13 protein-coding genes are annotated in these 16,041 nt (G+C 32.9%); 1 reads left to right on the top strand and 12 read right to left on the bottom strand.

Annotated features, from left to right (window positions below):
- Positions 1–20 precede the first annotated feature (20 nt).
- The 11 genes from Q0770_RS00185 to Q0770_RS00135 form a co-directional block, all read right to left on the bottom strand.
- Complete coding sequence (locus tag Q0770_RS00185; RefSeq protein WP_299112798.1) at positions 21–2,855, bottom strand: T9SS type B sorting domain-containing protein; 2,835 nt, start codon at positions 2,853–2,855, stop codon at positions 21–23.
- Positions 2,856–2,887: 32 nt separating this feature from the next.
- The gene (locus tag Q0770_RS00180; RefSeq protein ID WP_299112796.1) at positions 2,888–6,253 is read right to left on the bottom strand and encodes a T9SS type B sorting domain-containing protein; all 3,366 of its coding nucleotides are present in this window, start codon (positions 6,251–6,253) and stop codon (positions 2,888–2,890) included.
- A gap of 27 nt (positions 6,254–6,280) precedes the next feature.
- Entirely contained in the window at positions 6,281–7,105 is an 825-nt protein-coding gene (locus Q0770_RS00175; protein ID WP_299112793.1) for an ABC transporter permease, read from the bottom strand.
- Positions 7,106–7,159: 54 nt separating this feature from the next.
- Positions 7,160–8,059: an ABC transporter ATP-binding protein gene (locus tag Q0770_RS00170; protein WP_299112791.1), complete on the bottom strand. Its 900-nt coding sequence runs from the start codon at positions 8,057–8,059 to the stop codon at positions 7,160–7,162.
- Positions 8,060–8,184: 125 nt separating this feature from the next.
- Positions 8,185–8,700, bottom strand: a complete 516-nt coding sequence (locus Q0770_RS00165) for a hypothetical protein (protein ID WP_299112789.1) — start codon at positions 8,698–8,700, stop codon at positions 8,185–8,187.
- A 33-nt stretch (positions 8,701–8,733) separates the two neighbouring features.
- Positions 8,734–9,774, bottom strand: a complete 1,041-nt coding sequence (locus Q0770_RS00160) for a heme A synthase (RefSeq protein WP_299112787.1) — start codon at positions 9,772–9,774, stop codon at positions 8,734–8,736.
- A 1-nt stretch (position 9,775) separates the two neighbouring features.
- On the bottom strand, positions 9,776–10,228 hold the full coding sequence (locus tag Q0770_RS00155; RefSeq protein WP_299112785.1) for a GNAT family N-acetyltransferase: 453 nt from the start codon (positions 10,226–10,228) through the stop codon (positions 9,776–9,778).
- Positions 10,229–10,273: 45 nt separating this feature from the next.
- Positions 10,274–11,689: a CCA tRNA nucleotidyltransferase gene (locus Q0770_RS00150; RefSeq protein ID WP_299112783.1), complete on the bottom strand. Its 1,416-nt coding sequence runs from the start codon at positions 11,687–11,689 to the stop codon at positions 10,274–10,276.
- A gap of 86 nt (positions 11,690–11,775) precedes the next feature.
- Entirely contained in the window at positions 11,776–12,447 is a 672-nt protein-coding gene (locus Q0770_RS00145; RefSeq protein WP_299112781.1) for a class I SAM-dependent methyltransferase, read from the bottom strand.
- Positions 12,448–12,457: 10 nt separating this feature from the next.
- On the bottom strand, positions 12,458–13,297 hold the full coding sequence (locus tag Q0770_RS00140; protein ID WP_299112779.1) for an FkbM family methyltransferase: 840 nt from the start codon (positions 13,295–13,297) through the stop codon (positions 12,458–12,460).
- A gap of 41 nt (positions 13,298–13,338) precedes the next feature.
- On the bottom strand, positions 13,339–14,427 hold the full coding sequence (locus Q0770_RS00135) for a glycosyltransferase family 1 protein (protein ID WP_299112777.1): 1,089 nt from the start codon (positions 14,425–14,427) through the stop codon (positions 13,339–13,341).
- A gap of 63 nt (positions 14,428–14,490) precedes the next feature.
- On the opposite strand from Q0770_RS00135, the gene Q0770_RS00130 reads away from it, so the two are divergent.
- Positions 14,491–15,249: a Kdo domain containing protein gene (locus tag Q0770_RS00130; protein ID WP_299112775.1), complete on the top strand. Its 759-nt coding sequence runs from the start codon at positions 14,491–14,493 to the stop codon at positions 15,247–15,249.
- A gap of 1 nt (position 15,250) precedes the next feature.
- On the opposite strand, the gene Q0770_RS00125 is transcribed toward Q0770_RS00130, so the two are convergent.
- Positions 15,251–16,015: a glycosyltransferase family 2 protein gene (locus tag Q0770_RS00125; RefSeq protein ID WP_299112773.1), complete on the bottom strand. Its 765-nt coding sequence runs from the start codon at positions 16,013–16,015 to the stop codon at positions 15,251–15,253.
- Positions 16,016–16,041: the final 26 nt, after the last annotated feature.

Genomic DNA, 16,041 nt, shown 5'->3' with positions numbered 1-16,041 from the left:
TAACTAAAAATACATTTTATTTATCGCTTTAATGTAAAATGACTTGAAAAGCGTCTGCCATCTTGTAAAGTTACAGTAAACCAATAATCACTATTAGGCATAGGATTGCCATTGTAATTACCATCCCATCCAGAGCTAGTAGGGTTTACTTTAGTTAGTAATTTTCCGTATCTGTCGAAAATAAGGATTGGTTCTTTGAGAGGAGAAGTAGAGGATAAGCCTTTTATTTGCCAAAAATCATTTTGGCCATCTCCATTTGGTGTAAAAAACTTTGGAAAACCAATAACTGAGATTATGTCTTCAGTAATGCCACAGCCATTTTTATCTCTCACAAATACTGTATAGAATCCAGGAGCTAAATTATTAAAGGTATTATTGTCTTGATATGGTCCGTCTATATTTAGGGCAAATTCGTAATCGCCATCACCAGAAACGAGTATTGTTGCTGTATTGTTATTAGTTGCATCAGTAATTTGTACATCGGTAATTATTGCTATATCTGATGCTAAAACTGTGATAGTCCTTTCTTTTGAGCAGCCGTCAACATTGGTGACTATTACTGTGTATATGCCTGGTATATTAACTTCAATATTTTGTATGTTTTCTCCAGTAGACCAATCGTAATAATAGTTGCTAGGAATATCATTTAAAACACCTCCAGTTAATGTTATTTTTTCAGGAAATGAATTCAAACAGTAAATAGTTTCAAATTCAGTTTCAATATTTGGAGTAGGAAAAACTTCTAAATCTACCTCACTAATGCCATAACAATTAAATCCATCTTCTACTCGAGCATATATAGTTTGATTATACGGAACTGTATTTGTGTAGTTATTTTGAAGAATGAATAATTTGGACAATGCATTTTCATATGTTTCATGATAGGTTACAGTTAATCCGCTCGGTAAGCCCTGCAAAATTGAGGCGTCAGCGTCAGATAGAGTAAATTCTCCTATTCCGTCTTGTATGTCATCAGTGTCGCAACCACTTAGAAGCGTGTCATTTGAATTTGTAACACTTACTTCAAGTGTAACTTCTGCGTAAGCTCTACAACCGGAATCTAAGTTTATGACCGATGCAATAATAGTTTGAGGATTACTTGTATTGTTGTAATTGGTTGTGTTTAAAATTTGATTCTCTTCATTTTCCGCATCGGTTAAAGTCTCATAATATTTAATACCTCTGTTAGGCTCATTATTTGTGATAGTACTAAATAAAGGGTTAAAGTTAAAGAGTGTGCTACCATCATTTATTCCATCTTCATCACATTGAAAAATTGATGCATCAACAGCAGATGGAAAATCATTAGATATTGTAACAGTAGCAAAACCTTCAAATGGACATCTACCATCATTAGGCTCCACAAATACTTCATAGAAACCAACTTCGCTTACTAATAATCTAAACTCATCTTCACCTAAAATTTCAATACCATCTTTAAACCAAGTATAGTCTGCATCCATAATATTTATTGCAGTAAGATATCTGCTCTCCGTTCCGCATAATGACAATTCACAACCACCGCGGCCATTGTCTACCAAACTTATATTAGTATTAAACCATTGCCTATTTATTTGAGGTAAGCTGCCAATTGCTGTGTTGTTAAAATCACCGTTTGAGTCTATAAGTACAGCTTGATTGTTAATGTTTATATTTCCTCCGCTATCGGGATTTGAAATAACTCCAAGATACCTTGTAAATTCTGTCTCATTTGCTCCAGCTAAGTTTAATAAGTATATTCTATTATCTAAACCTAATTGCATGGAAGTAAACTGGACACTATCTGATTCATAAATAAGATTAGATTGGGAGGCGTTGTTTCCATTTAAGTCCCAACGAAATAGACTTACATCACTAGAAAAATCGGAAGCACTAGTGCCTTCATTTAAAATAACTCGTGCATTACCGTACAAATATCTACCTGAAGCAGAAAATTCTAAACCAAATATTAAGTAGTCGTCTGTATTACCTATTATAAGTTTATTTGGGTTTGAAAATACACCAGAGGTGTTATCAAAATCATAGATGTAAACTTCACTTTCTAGTCCAAGATTACCATTGTCTAAAAGGTAGTAACTTCGATGAGCAACTGCTATTTTATTTCCGTTAGGTGATGTTTTTAAGACATCTGCGCCAGTGTAAAAATTAGAGCCGTTAGCAAAAGATACAATTTCAATTAATGGAGGAAGTGATGATATTATTGGATTAGTGGTTACCCCGTTTTCATCAAAAAAAAATGCATAAAAATTAGATTGAAAATGAGTGATTATCCAATAAGAATTACAATCAGAACCTCTGACGACCGTTAGTAAATCACTAACTTTTATCTCAGACTCTTCAGGGTCATTTTCTATAAAGGTAATGAGTTCTGTATTTTTTTGATTATTTATAACATCTCCTAAACCGCCACGAAGATCTAAATCAATTATTGAGTAGTTTAAACCAGAGTGAGTACCATCATCATCTATATTATTTGGCCCTAACAAATCTATAGTAAATATGTAAAATAAATTATCACTGCCAGGCTGAGGAAGAATTATGGAATTTCTATGACCTTTTATTCCTGTGCCTAAATCTGTATCTGCATTTGGTAATGGTTGATGGTCTGCACCATAGATAGTTCTACTATCGGAGTAAAATAATAGATTACCGTATTTGTCTGAAAGAGCAGAGTTTCCTTTACCAGGACCAACTTGATCAGTGGTAATTCTACCAGAAGTATTTGAAACTACTTCATCATCGCAATCATTAAATGTAATGCCGCCGTTTTGATCGAAAAACCAATTGGCACTTTGATTTTGACTAAAACCAAAAAGACTGAAGAAACAAAAAACTGTGACTAATTGTTTTAACATTATTACATGATTGATTACAAAAGATAATCAATTTATCGTTTTAAAGCAAAGTGACTCGAGAAGCGTCTACCATCTTGTAATGTAACTGAGAACCAATAATCGCTACTAGGTAAAGGGTTACCATTATAATTACCATCCCAACCTGAGCCCAAAGGGTTTACCTCACTAACAAGTTTACCGTATTTATCGAAAATATAGATAACAGTGTCTGGTTGAAATTGTGATGATATGCCTTTGACTTGCCAGAAATCGTTCTGATTATCGCCATTAGGTGTAAAGAATTTAGGAAAGCCTACAACAGAAACCATGTCTTCAGTAATGCCACAGCCGTTTTTGTCTCTAACAAACACCGAGTAAATGCCCGGAAGGACATTTTCAAACACATTACTGTCTTGATAGATTCCGTTTGGATCTTCAAGTGCATATTCGTAATCGCCTTCACCAGTTACTAAAACGGTTATGGAGTTATTTTCTGAAGTATCAGTAACTTCAATATTATCTATTGTTGCAGTATTAGAAGCTAAAACGGTAACCGTTCTCTCTTTTGAGCACCCAGCAACATTGGCAACAGTAACTGTATAAACACCAGGCTCATTAACTTCAATTTCTATAGTGGTTTCTCCTGTTGACCAGTTGTAATAATAGTTATTAGGAATATCATCAATAACGCCACCATTGATTTTTATTTTTTCTGGGAATATATTTAAACAATATAAAGTCTCTTCTTCTATAATAACATTGGGTAGCGTTAATACTTCTAACTCAACTTCATTAATGCCATAGCAATCATTATTGTTTTCTACTCTAACAAATATCGTTTGATTAAAAGCTGTGGTATTTCTATAATCGTTTGCTAATGGATTTTCTTCTAATAAAGCATCATCCAAAGTTTCGTAATAGGTTAAATCTAACCCAGCAGGTAAACCATCTAAAACTTGCGCATCTGCCATTGATAAATCAAAACCTATAAATCCATCTTCATCATCGTCAGTATCACAAATGCCTAAATAAGCATCATTTGCTGAGGTAGCACTTACCTCTAAGGTGACTTCACTAAAGCTAAAGCAATCTGAAGAAGTATCAGTAACTCTAGCTATTATTATCTGCGGTGAAGATATATTTGTGTAATTAGAAGCATCTATGGGGTCTGTCTCTGCCATGGCATCAGTCATGTTTAAATAGTAGGAAGTGCTAAAATTGGGATTTCCGCCTGTGATATCTTCTTCTTTTTCTAAAATATTAAAAACGGTTCGAGCATCTGGTATACCATCTTCATCACATTGAAACAAACCAATATCATTGACTGCAGGTGTTAAATTAATAGTTATTGTAAAGCTATCAATAGTTACACAGCTAGCGTTACTATTATTTACCATTCGAACAAAAACTTCATCATTAAATGGCGTGTTTTGGTAATTATTTGGGATATTACCTACACCATTATCTGCATCATTGAAATTTCCATGATATGTGATTGTATAACCTGAAGCTAACTGATTTGCACCTAATATATCATTATTAAGATTAGACAAAATAGTTGTAATAACACCATCTGTAGTATCTCCTTCAGTATCACAACTAGTAATATTATTAAGGTCAGATATGATAGGAGTGTTAAAGACTTCTATAAAAAAGCTAATAGGCAAACCTGTATTTTCATCGGTTGTCTTAAAACAATTTCTATTGGTTACGCTCTTAACTCCAACAAAAATTTCTTCTGGATTAGTTGTGTTTTCATAAAGGCCATTAATTTCATTTTCGTCATTAATAGCATCCATTTCACTTGTGTAATAATGTACTGTAAAGTCGTTTGGGTCTTGACCACCAAGTGCAAAAGTATCTTGTTGAGTCAAGTCAAACCTATATAACTCATCATTTCCATCATCATCGCATACATCTATTTTTGGAGGCGTATACGCTTCAGGAAAAGGTGAGTACTGAACTAATGCTTCTCCTTCAAAGGTTTCACAATCACCATTGTTTAACTCTATCAATACTTCGTATAAGCCATTTTGGAAAACTTCATATTCATAGGGTATAGGTGGTGTAGGTTGTACTATACCATCAAATGACCAAGTATAAGTAGCGCCCATAATATTGTCAGCGACTAGTGTATAAGATTCTCCTTCACAAAGAGGCAAAAGTGTAGTAGTAATATTAGGGTTATTTATGATATCAATGGTATCTACAAAGAAAGAAGCAATAAATGGCGGTAAGCCTTGTCTTGAGTTATTTGATAAAGCAATAGCATCGTGTTGATAATCACATGCAGAACCAATCTCATTAGGGTTATTAATAACAGATAGAAATGGAAGCCCAATGTTATAGGTTGCACTTGTAGTCCTAAAAATTCTACCATCAGGTCCAGTTTGTAATGCCGAGCGATAAGATTGTCTTTGGTCAATTAGTATTTGACTTCCTTGAATGTTCGCATTCGTTAAGTCAAATTGTACCAAAGATGAAGAATGATTGACAGGATTATTATTGGCTGGGTTGTTGGCTGGTTGTATAAAAAAATTATTATACGATGACACATACAATAATTCACTGTTTGGTGAAAATTCTAAACCATACGAAAAAATAGCGCCGTTACTTACTGTGGTAATACTTAATGATGTTGGAGATGTTGGAGAAGCCTCTACCATACCCGTAGTCACATCAAAATCGTATACAAATAAACCTTCGTCAATATTTGCCATCGCTAACTTTTCTCCATTAGGAGAAAATTTAAGATAACCTCTTTGTTCGTCTATCGATATCCCAGTTGGTGATGTTACGGCAGTTGTATTGACTCCAGCAGCTGTAACTTCGTATGCATGAAATGTATTGTAAGTAAATGAATTTGGTGCTACAGGGGTCCCGCTTGGATTAGATAAAGTAATGACCCAAATATTTTGCGTATTACAATCTTTTAGAACGGCACTAATTTTTTCTGTACTATTCTGGAGCAGTTGGGTCTCTGAAATTACACCTCCTAATCCACCATTTAGAAGCATGTTTACCTCGTAATAATGAAACCCTTCATCTGGATTATTTTGAAATGCAGTATCTACAGTGAATATATAATATGTGTCAGAATCTTGAGGTTTAGGGACAATAAGTGCAGATTGTGTACTAGATGGATTTCCTTTTAAACCTGTGCCTCCTTGCATAACATTGTTATTTCTGTCATAGACAGTTATACCATCGGTGTAAAAGAGTAAGTTACCACTTCCGTCTGAGATACTCGTACAGCCTTCATCAGTACTTAATTGTCCATCACTAAGTGCGGTGATTGTACCGTCTTGGTTAAAACTGATACCAGCATTATCTCCAAAATACCAATTTGAAGCTTCTTGTTGGGCATTAATTGATACCCCTAGTATTGTAAAAACTATTAAGATTAGTATTTTTTTCATATTTCATAGCAAAAGCTATCAAATATATTACAAATCTCTCTTTTTTAATAATCGGTAAGACAAAAAGATAAAAAGCGCCGTCCAACCCATAACTATGGCTACCTCACTAAAATGAACAGCATAGTCATAAGCCATATCCATTTTGTCCGGGAATTTAGTCATCATTATTCTTTGAATAGGTTGGTCTATAAGAGTAGACATAGAACCCAAAGGGAAATAACTCTGAACTTCTAATGCGGATTCAAAGTTTGAACGTGACATGATTATAAAAGTAATTATCCATTCTATAATCCAAAGTAAAACTAAGAAAGCTAAAGCGAATGCTGAACGTTTAGACCACATTCCAAAGAATAAGCATAAACTAAAAAAGCCTAAGAGTTTCATAAAGTAGGCGAATAAAAATTCTACTTCTCTAAAAATAATACTGGCTTCAGTATAGCTTGAGTAGTATAATCCAATACAAAAAGTTGTTATACCTATTAAAAGTGTAGCTACTATGGAAAAGAGTAAAATTGTATAAAATTTAGAGAGTATAAATTCCTTTTTACTTAATCCATCAATGAGGTTTTGTTTTAGGGTTTTATTACTGTATTCATTACCAATCATACTCACCACAACAATGGCAAAAAAGAACTTAGCAAATGAAGCAAAATATGTTGTAATATGCCAGATGATTGGGAAGTTGAAAATCCCTAATTCTCCCAATTCTAAAACGAATAATCCAAAGAAGTTAATTTTTAGAGAAGAGAGTAGTAATACGAAAAAAGGTAATATAAAGCCTAATAAGATAAGAACCTTACTTGTTCTGTTAAGCCAAAGTTTTTGTAATTCTAGTTGTACGAGTCGTATCATTTTTTTTGATTGGTTATATGAATTCTGTAAGAATTATATATGGTTTGATTGATGTTAATTTAGGTTGTCTGTCAATTGCAAGAATTGCTCTTCTAAGCTTTCTTTTCGTTTTACTAAATGCGAAAGCACAATGCCTTTCTCAAACATCAATGTATTAAAATCCGATGCTGACATGGGTTCAGTTAAAAACGCAATAATTAAATCGTCTTCAGTTTTAATTTTATCAAAAAGCTTATGGTCTTCTAGGATAGAGATTAATTCTGATTGCTTTTCGGTTTTCAATTCAAAAAAGCCATGGCTATTTATCATCTCGTCTACACGACCAGAATATAGTTTTTCACCTTTGCGTAAAACAACAACATGAGAACATACCTTTTCTACTTCGTCTAATAAGTGCGACGCTAAAAGTATAGTTGTGCCGTCAGAAGCAATATCCTTTATAATTTGTCGTATTTGGTGTATACCTTGTGGGTCTAAGCCATTTGTTGGCTCGTCCAAGATTAAAATTTCTGGGTCGTTAAGTAATGCAGAAGCAATAGCCAAACGTTGTTTCATACCTAAAGAGTAGGTTTTAAACTTACTGTTCTTTCTATCTAATAACCCAACAATTTCAAGTTTTTCTTCAACTTTACTAGTGTCAACACCTTTAATTTTACAGACTAATTTTAAGTTTTGTTCTGCAGTCATGTAAGGATAAAAGTTTGGGCGTTCTATAATAGCGCCAACCTTTTTAAGTGCATCGTGGGTATTTACATCGCCGTCAAACCAATGAAAATCGCCATTAGTTTTGTTGACGACATTAAGTACGATACCTAATGTTGTAGATTTTCCGCTTCCGTTAGGTCCTAAAATACCGTAAACATTACCTTTTTGAATGGTAAAGCTTAAATCTTTAACTGCTGTGAGATAACCAAACTTTTTAGTTAGGTTATTAATGGTAAGGATATTCTCCAAAGTGATTAGTTTTTGATTGGTTTATGAGAGTAAGACGAGTCAATTATTTTTTTGTTACAATGTAAAATAAAAAAAGCATTTCTATCAGAAATGCTTTTTGGGTATAAGTACTATTATTCTATGGGTTAATTCCAATTTTCATCAAAATCTAAATCGCTGTAATCATCGACATCAATGTCATCTTCAAACTCGTTAAAAGCATTTTCTGTGTCTGCTTCAAAATTTTTAATAGGTGCTTCGTCAGGCACTTGACCTTGAACAAACATAAGATTTGGGTAATCTGTGCTTTCAGCTTCTTCAACTATTTCAGCAAGCTCTACAAAAAAGGTCCACATGTTCAAAAAATCATAGACATAAATTAATCGGGTAGAAGCCTCGTGTACTAAATCATTGATTTTTGTGGTACTCATGACTTTAACTTTGTTGTGCCCTTCACTAACGTCAAACATCGCGATTTCTTCACCTTGATTCCACTCTTCATCACTAACATAAAACGATGCCATTTCCATACCATCAAAACCAAAAGATTGTGTAATGATATTATGGAGGTCTTCCATAGAATCACTTTCGCGAATTTCTAAATCACGGAAAATATCTTCTTCGGTATCATTATCGAGTATAACTCTAAATCTGTAAATCATGTTATAATTTTAATCAGCAAGCAAAGATACGATTTAAGCTGAAGTTTCTATACTTTTTAAACGATGAGAATTATGACTTTCTAAAATAATATAAAACTGAATTCCGATTAATATTGTAGCAATAACAATATGTAATGGTTGTGTTGAAAACGGAAAGTTAAAATAATACATAGCAACACCAGTAACTATTTCTAGTGCAATACAGACTAAAACAAGTGTGTATTTGTTATAGCCCAGTCGAAGTTTGCGATGTCGGAAAAACAACCAAACATTTAGTAACAATACCAAGATTGAAAGTGAACGATGAATATAAAAGTTTAGAGGTGCTAAGCTTTGTATATCCCAATTAAAATAGCCGTTGAGCTTGTTTTGTACATCTACAAATTGACGTACTTGCGTTCCTATGATAATCTGAACAAGCGTTAATATAGTGGCTACAATAAGGACATTTCTGAATTTTAAATCGAACTTTTGGTCTTTATAAGTTGATTTAGAAGTATAAATCAGATACAGAATTACAGCAACAATAACCAATGCCATAACCATATGAATGGTAATCTTATATGGCGCTAAATTAGAATCGACAACGGTCTTACCAAGCCAAGCCTGAAAACCCATCCCTATAACTGTAAAAACAGATAGTAATAAGAATCGTTTTTTGTCTCTCCATAGCCAAATAGACATGATTGTGAAAATTAAAATTGGTAATCCTGAAAGTGCACCAAAAAGCCTGTTAATATATTCTACCCAAGTATGAAGTGGATTAAATATTGCGTAATCATGCTCTGTATAGGGTTTCCAATTAGAGACATTTCTTTCATTTGAAGAGGTAAAGTCTTTTGAAGCGACTTGTAATTCTTCATTTATGATAATAACAACACCTTTTTTATAATCGTGATTAGGCTTAAACTGAAGTTCAGAAATATCGGTTGGAGGAATATAATACCCAAAACATTTAGGCCAATCGGGGCAGCCCATTCCAGAACCTGTCATACGTACAACAGCACCGGCAATAATAACTAGATAAACTAATACTAGTGCAACTTTAGCAGTTTTTCTGAATCTTTGTTTCATATTATATTAATTCCTTTTTAAAGCAAACACTATTATCCATGTCTTTGTATTGACCATATTTTGGTATGGAAGTATAATGGCATTTTTTATAAAACTTAACAGCTTCTATTTGACGTTTCCCTGTTTCTAAAATACATGATGTATAACCTATTTCTTTGGCCCAATCTTCTAAGTCATTAAGAATTTGTTTTCCTAAACCTTTTTCTCTAGTGTCAGGATTGACATACATACGCTTTATTTCAACAGAGGTGTCATCAAACTTTTTAAAAGCGCCACAACCAACAGGTGTTTTATCATTATAAAGTACAACAACATTACTTAAGCTTTCTACAGAGTTAAATTGATTATAAAAATCATGCTCATCGCCGTCAGTAATCTTCAAATAGGCATCTAAATCTTTCACCAAATTGATAAAGTCTTTGTTTTCTGAAGTGGTTCTGATGAGTTTAAACATTATAACTTATTAATTCGTCAATCGTCAATCGTCAATCGTCAATCGTCAATCGACAATCGTCAACCCTAACGCTTTTCCTTTTTCTAACATAAGCTCAAACGCAGCATCGTGTTCGTTTGGTATATCACCTTCAAGGATGGCTTCTTTAATGGCTTCTTTAATAATGCCAATCTCTTTTGAAGGTTTTAAGTTGAAGGTTTTCATAATCTCCTCACCAGTAACTGGCGGTTGAAAATTACGTACATGATCTCGTTCCTCAACTTCAATTATTTTATCTCTTACAATTTTAAAATTGTTATGATATTTATTGAATTTTTTTGGGTTCTTTGTTGTGATATCTGCTTCGCACAAAGTCATTAAGTCCTCAACATTATCACCAGCATCAAACACCAAACGGCGTACGGCAGAATCTGTTACTTCTGAGGCCAAAACAATTGGGCGAGAACTCATAAAGACCATTTTCTGAACAAACTTCATCTTATCATTCAATGGCATTTTTAATCTTTTGAAAAGCTTGTATACCATTTTTGAGCCCACAAATTCGTGACCATGGAAGGTCCATCCAATTTTTTTATGGAAGCGTTTAGTTGGTGCTTTACCAATATCATGTAATAAAGCCGCCCATCGTAACCAAAGATTGTCCGTAGTTTTGCAAATATTATCTACAACTTCTAAAGTGTGATAGAAATTGTCTTTATGGCGTTGTCCTTCTTTCTCGTCTATGCCTTTTAGTGCTGTAAGCTCAGGCATTATAAAGTCTAAAAGGCCAGTTTTTTCTAAATGTATAAATCCAATAGATGGCGTATCACTCTCCAGAATTTTATGCAATTCTGTCACGATACGTTCTTTGGTAATAATAGTTATGCGCTCCTTGTTTTTTGAAATGGCATTTAATGAGGTATCTTCAATTTTAAAATTAAGTTGCGTAGCAAAACGGATGGCGCGCATCATACGTAATGGGTCATCAGAGTAAGTGATGTCTGGATTTAGAGGCGTTCTTATTAAGCCTTTATCCAAATCATTAATACCATTAAAAGGGTCAAGAAGTTCACCAAAATTATTTTTGTTTATGGCTAATGCCAAGGCATTTATTGTAAAATCTCGACGGTTTTGGTCATCTTCTAGAGAGCCATTTTCTACAATAGGATTTCTACTGTTTTCTGTATAACTCTCTTTACGGGCACCAACAAATTCTATTTCAATATCATCATGCCTAAGCATAGCAGTGCCGTAGGTTTTAAAAATCTGAACTTTTGGAGTGCTAGGTAAGTTATTAGCCACGTGTTGTGCCAACTCAATACCGCTACCTATTGCAACAACGTCTATATCTTTTGCATTACCACGTTCTAAGAAATAATCACGTACAAAACCACCAATCACATAAGCATCAACTCCTAAAGCATCTGCTGATTGCGAAATAGTTTTAAAAACAGGATGTTGTAGTGCGTTTTTGTACTTCATTTTATCGAATAAAATAGACTTCGATTTTTAAGATGCAAATTTACAACATAGTAAATGAAGACCCTAATTGTGCATATAAGAAAATACTAAACCGAGGTACCTTTTTTTATCAATAGAATTTGATAAGTGTCAATTAAAACTTCCCAACCTTTTTCTATCATATACTCCACAACAAGTTTGCCTTTTCCACCGCCAGGTAAGCCGCAATCGTCAATAAGGACAATAGTTTGCTCATGAAGTTTATCTTCTGCAAGTTGAAATTCTTTTAAGTGATGTTCTTGACTTTTTTGTTGGATTTCTACATCTGTTCTAGAATAGTCATAACTATCTAAATAAAGCAAATCTATTTTTTGGTCAAACTCTGCTAAAAAAACAAGTGCATCTTGTAGTAAAACAGAAACATTTTTATCCAAACCTTGTTCAGTAACTGCATATTGCGACCCTTTTACGGAATCTTCACTAATATCTACAGAGTACATTTTAGCATCATTTTGCTTTGCCCATTTTCCAAAAACTATGGTCGCGGCACCATCACCACGAGTAGCTTCAAGGCCTTTACGTGATGTCCCAGTTTCGACAATAATTTTAGATTTTCTTTTATCTAAAAGCTCTAAGGTTTTTTTAAATGTGTTTCGTCGTCTTCTAAAGTTGTATTTAAAAGGCATAAATGGATATAAGGATTTATGCTTCGAAAATTTAATGCCAAAATGGATGAGTAATGCAAGAGCAAGAGCTCCAAGAATGTAATATAAAATCATGGTTATGTTTTTATTCGAATAAAATGTCTTCAGCCTTATCGTTTAGCTGTAATTCGTTTAAGTAGTCAAAAAATTCATTTGATTCATTTTCTAAAGAAAATGTCTTATTTCGTTTTATAAATGACGCTGTTTTAAAATGTGGTAAAATCAACTCCATAAATACCTCTTTTGATACGTTTGAAACATTTTCTAAATGATGAGGTACATATTCAACATATAAGAATTTCACCTTTTTTAAGCTCTCTTGCATACCTTGTAGTGCAAAATACTCAGCGCCTTCAATATCCATTATAAAACCAGTTGGTTCAGGAAGATTTTGTTGTTTGATGTGCTCATCTAGAACAACCATATCTACTTTTACAGTTTTTGGATTGTCATAAGTGTATTGAGCGGCTTCTTTTATGGGCTTTATTTTACTTCCGCCCGTATTTACAGTACTTTGATAAAATTCAACTTCTTTATTTTCATTACCCACAGCGTAGTTGTATATGGTAACGTTTTTTGTATCATTTAAATCTAGATTTTTCTCAGCATACCAATGTGTATTTTCATTGGCCTCATAACCTATAATTTGTTTTACTTTTTTTGCCAAGGGAATTAAAAGTGTACCAACATGAGTTCCAATGACATAAACGATATCATCTTCCGAGCACTTATCTTTAATTTTATTAGCCTCGTTAATATCCCAATGCCCTTTAAAACCTAGGCTTTTACCAATAGTTATATCTTCAATGGGTAAAGCTATTACTCCGTTTTGAGATTCGTAAATAATACCTTTGGCATGCTCACCAAAGATTTTTTTACGTTTCTGAGATTTAAGATTTTTGAAAAAATATTTTAGTTTACTCATGGAGTGCTGGTTGATTTAATCAGGGTATAAAATTAATCTTTTTATTGATTATTCTTTAGAACAGTCCTGTATACTTCTAAATATTCGGAAGCTGCTTTTTTCCAGTCAAAACTTTTGGCATGTGCTGCATAGGCTTTAGAAAGTTCAGTTTTATTTTTATCATATTTATCAAGACCTTCTTTAACAATTGTTGCCATATAATCAGGGTTGTAATTATCCCAATAAAAAGCATGGTTACTTCCAATTTCTGGTAAAGATGTGTTGTTTGACATAAAAACGGGTTTACCAAAACGCATAGCTTCAATAGGAGGAATACCAAAACCTTCTCTTAGAGAAGGAAACACAAAAGCAGTACAATTTTTTAGGTAATACTGCTTGTCCGTATCAGAAACTTTTCCTGTGATGAGTACACGATGTTCGAGTTTTAGATGTGATATGGTTTTAGCAAGTTTTGTTTCACCATATTCAGTTTTGTTTTTGCCAGATAAAACAAGGTCAAAATCAGGTAAATGAGCTAACATTTCAATCAAAGTATGAATGTTTTTTCGTTCAGAAAATTCACCTATAAAATAGAAAAAAGGTCTTTTAGTATTTACTTCTGGAATATAGCCATCAGGAATATCTACTTCTGTAATAGGATTTCCATTATATATCACAAACTCTGGTACATTGGGGATTTTAAAATAGTTATGTGTTGATGTTTTAGCATAGTCAGAAATATATGTAATAGCGTGGCATCTATTTAGTTTCTCTTGAAATCTCACGTTACGTTTATGCGACATGTCATTTGAAACTTCATCAACAAAATTTACATCATGTACAGTTAAAACATAAGGAATATCAAAAAAAGGCTCAACTTTTATATTTTGATTTAAAGAATGCCATAAATCGTATTTTTTCTTAATCCTAAATAGTGGATATCTACTCAGTGATTTATAAGTTCGGTATTTAAAATTATTTCCGAATTCTGATTTTAGTTTTTGAGTATCTTTTGCATTTAGTGTAATGTCTAAATCTTCAGTATTTAAAGCAGCGATACCTTTAATCAAATGATAGTTAAACTGACCAAAACCAAAATTTAAGTTTTTGATGTTATGAGATTCTAGGAAGACTTGTGGTTTTTTGGACATGTTGCAAAGAAATAAAAAAAATAGAACTAATTGTTTTTTGTTCAATAATTGTAATTTCGCAGCATGAAAAAAGTCTTTGCATTAGACAATAAAACATTTAACGACCAACTTTTAGATTTTATAATTAATTTTAAAAGTGAAGGCGATATGTTTAATGATGGCGACCGTAATGTTATTAAAACCAAGGCTATTGATGGTGTTACAGTTAATGTAAAGTCCTTTAGAACACCTAACCTTGTTAATAAACTTGTATATCGTTTTTTTAGAAAATCAAAAGCTCAGCGTTCTTTTGAATACGCACAGTATCTAGAAAGCAATGATATTGGTACGCCAAAACCTTTTGGTTACTTTGAGAATACAGGTATACTATCTTTTGAGGATAGTTATTATGCTAGTGCTCATTTGCAAGCAGATTTGACCTATCGAGAATTAACTACAGATTTAAATTATCCGAATCATGACGTTATACTTAGGGCATTTACTAGATTTTCTTATCAATTGCATCAAAAAGGAATTAATTTTTTAGACCATTCTCCAGGTAATACTCTTATTGAGTTAAATAATGGCAATTATAAATTTTATTTGGTGGATTTAAATCGCATGAAGTTTGGTAAAATGGATTTTAAAACCCGAATGAAGAATCTCTCAAAACTTACGATTCACGAATCTATGATTAAAGTGATGAGTAATGAATATGCTAAAGTTTCTGGAGAAGAAGAGACCAAAGTGTTTAATGCTATGTGGAAGGAAACTCAAGACTTTCAAGAACGTTACCACCGAAAAAAGCGATTAAAAAAGAAGCTTAAATTCTGGAAAAACTAAATTAGGCTTTATTCTTTTTCTGAAGCTCATAAAGCTTACTGTACTTTAAAAAAGTAATATTTGCAGTCTGGACACAAATTATAAATCCATTTAAACCATCTAGAAAACCTAATCTTAGAAAATAGGCTTTAAAGAAAGCCCAAGTTGGGTTAAAGAGTATTTTAAAAAAATTAGATGTTTTACCTTCTTTATAATAAGCTTTTGATGCAATAGTAGAGAAGTATTCTGTCTTTTTATTGAATTCTGAATACGATTGATAAGTTATATGTAGAATATCGCCTTTTAGTTGTCTAGTAGGAGAACTATTGTCATTAAGCACTATATTGTCATGCGGATTTATACCTTTCCACGAGGCTTTGCGTCTGTCAAAAACACGAAGTTTTCTATTAGGATACCAATCAGAGTGTTTTATCCATTGACCACAAAAATTATTGAACCTATTGCTGTAATAACCATCGTATTTCCAATTATTTTTTAAAGCTACAATCGATTTTTGAAGTTCTTTGGATAAGGATTCGTCGCCGTCAAGAGAAACGATATAATCATTAGAGGCTTGACTTAGAGCAAAGTTTTTTTGTTCTACATAACCTAAAAATTTTTGCTCTATAAACTTTACATCAAATTTTTGGCAGATAGTTTTTGTGTCATCAGTAGAAAAAGAGTCAACAACCACTATTTCGTCAACAACATCTATCAAAGACCGCAAACAGTTTTCGATATTGCGTTCCTCATTATATGTAATTATGACTCCAGATAGTTTTATCATCCTTTAAAATATCTATGTTGTAAAAG

Source organism: uncultured Winogradskyella sp. (assembly GCF_947501905.1).
GTDB lineage: Bacteria > Bacteroidota > Bacteroidia > Flavobacteriales > Flavobacteriaceae > Winogradskyella.
The sequence above is the reverse complement of the archived record's forward strand: the minus strand, read 5'-3'. Positions and strand labels throughout refer to the sequence as shown.

Coding starts and splice junctions, on each gene's coding strand:
- Q0770_RS00150 (WP_299112783.1), bottom strand. CDS start 11,689: ATGAAGTACAAAAACGCACTACAACATCCTGTTTTTAAAACTATTTCG.
- Q0770_RS00140 (WP_299112779.1), bottom strand. CDS start 13,297: ATGAGTAAACTAAAATATTTTTTCAAAAATCTTAAATCTCAGAAACGT.
- Q0770_RS00130 (WP_299112775.1), top strand. CDS start 14,491: ATGAAAAAAGTCTTTGCATTAGACAATAAAACATTTAACGACCAACTT.
- Q0770_RS00145 (WP_299112781.1), bottom strand. CDS start 12,447: ATGATTTTATATTACATTCTTGGAGCTCTTGCTCTTGCATTACTCATC.
- Q0770_RS00125 (WP_299112773.1), bottom strand. CDS start 16,015: ATGATAAAACTATCTGGAGTCATAATTACATATAATGAGGAACGCAAT.
- Q0770_RS00165 (WP_299112789.1), bottom strand. CDS start 8,700: ATGATTTACAGATTTAGAGTTATACTCGATAATGATACCGAAGAAGAT.
- Q0770_RS00175 (WP_299112793.1), bottom strand. CDS start 7,105: ATGATACGACTCGTACAACTAGAATTACAAAAACTTTGGCTTAACAGA.
- Q0770_RS00185 (WP_299112798.1), bottom strand. CDS start 2,855: ATGTTAAAACAATTAGTCACAGTTTTTTGTTTCTTCAGTCTTTTTGGT.
- Q0770_RS00135 (WP_299112777.1), bottom strand. CDS start 14,427: ATGTCCAAAAAACCACAAGTCTTCCTAGAATCTCATAACATCAAAAAC.
- Q0770_RS00155 (WP_299112785.1), bottom strand. CDS start 10,228: ATGTTTAAACTCATCAGAACCACTTCAGAAAACAAAGACTTTATCAAT.
- Q0770_RS00160 (WP_299112787.1), bottom strand. CDS start 9,774: ATGAAACAAAGATTCAGAAAAACTGCTAAAGTTGCACTAGTATTAGTT.
- Q0770_RS00180 (WP_299112796.1), bottom strand. CDS start 6,253: ATGAAAAAAATACTAATCTTAATAGTTTTTACAATACTAGGGGTATCA.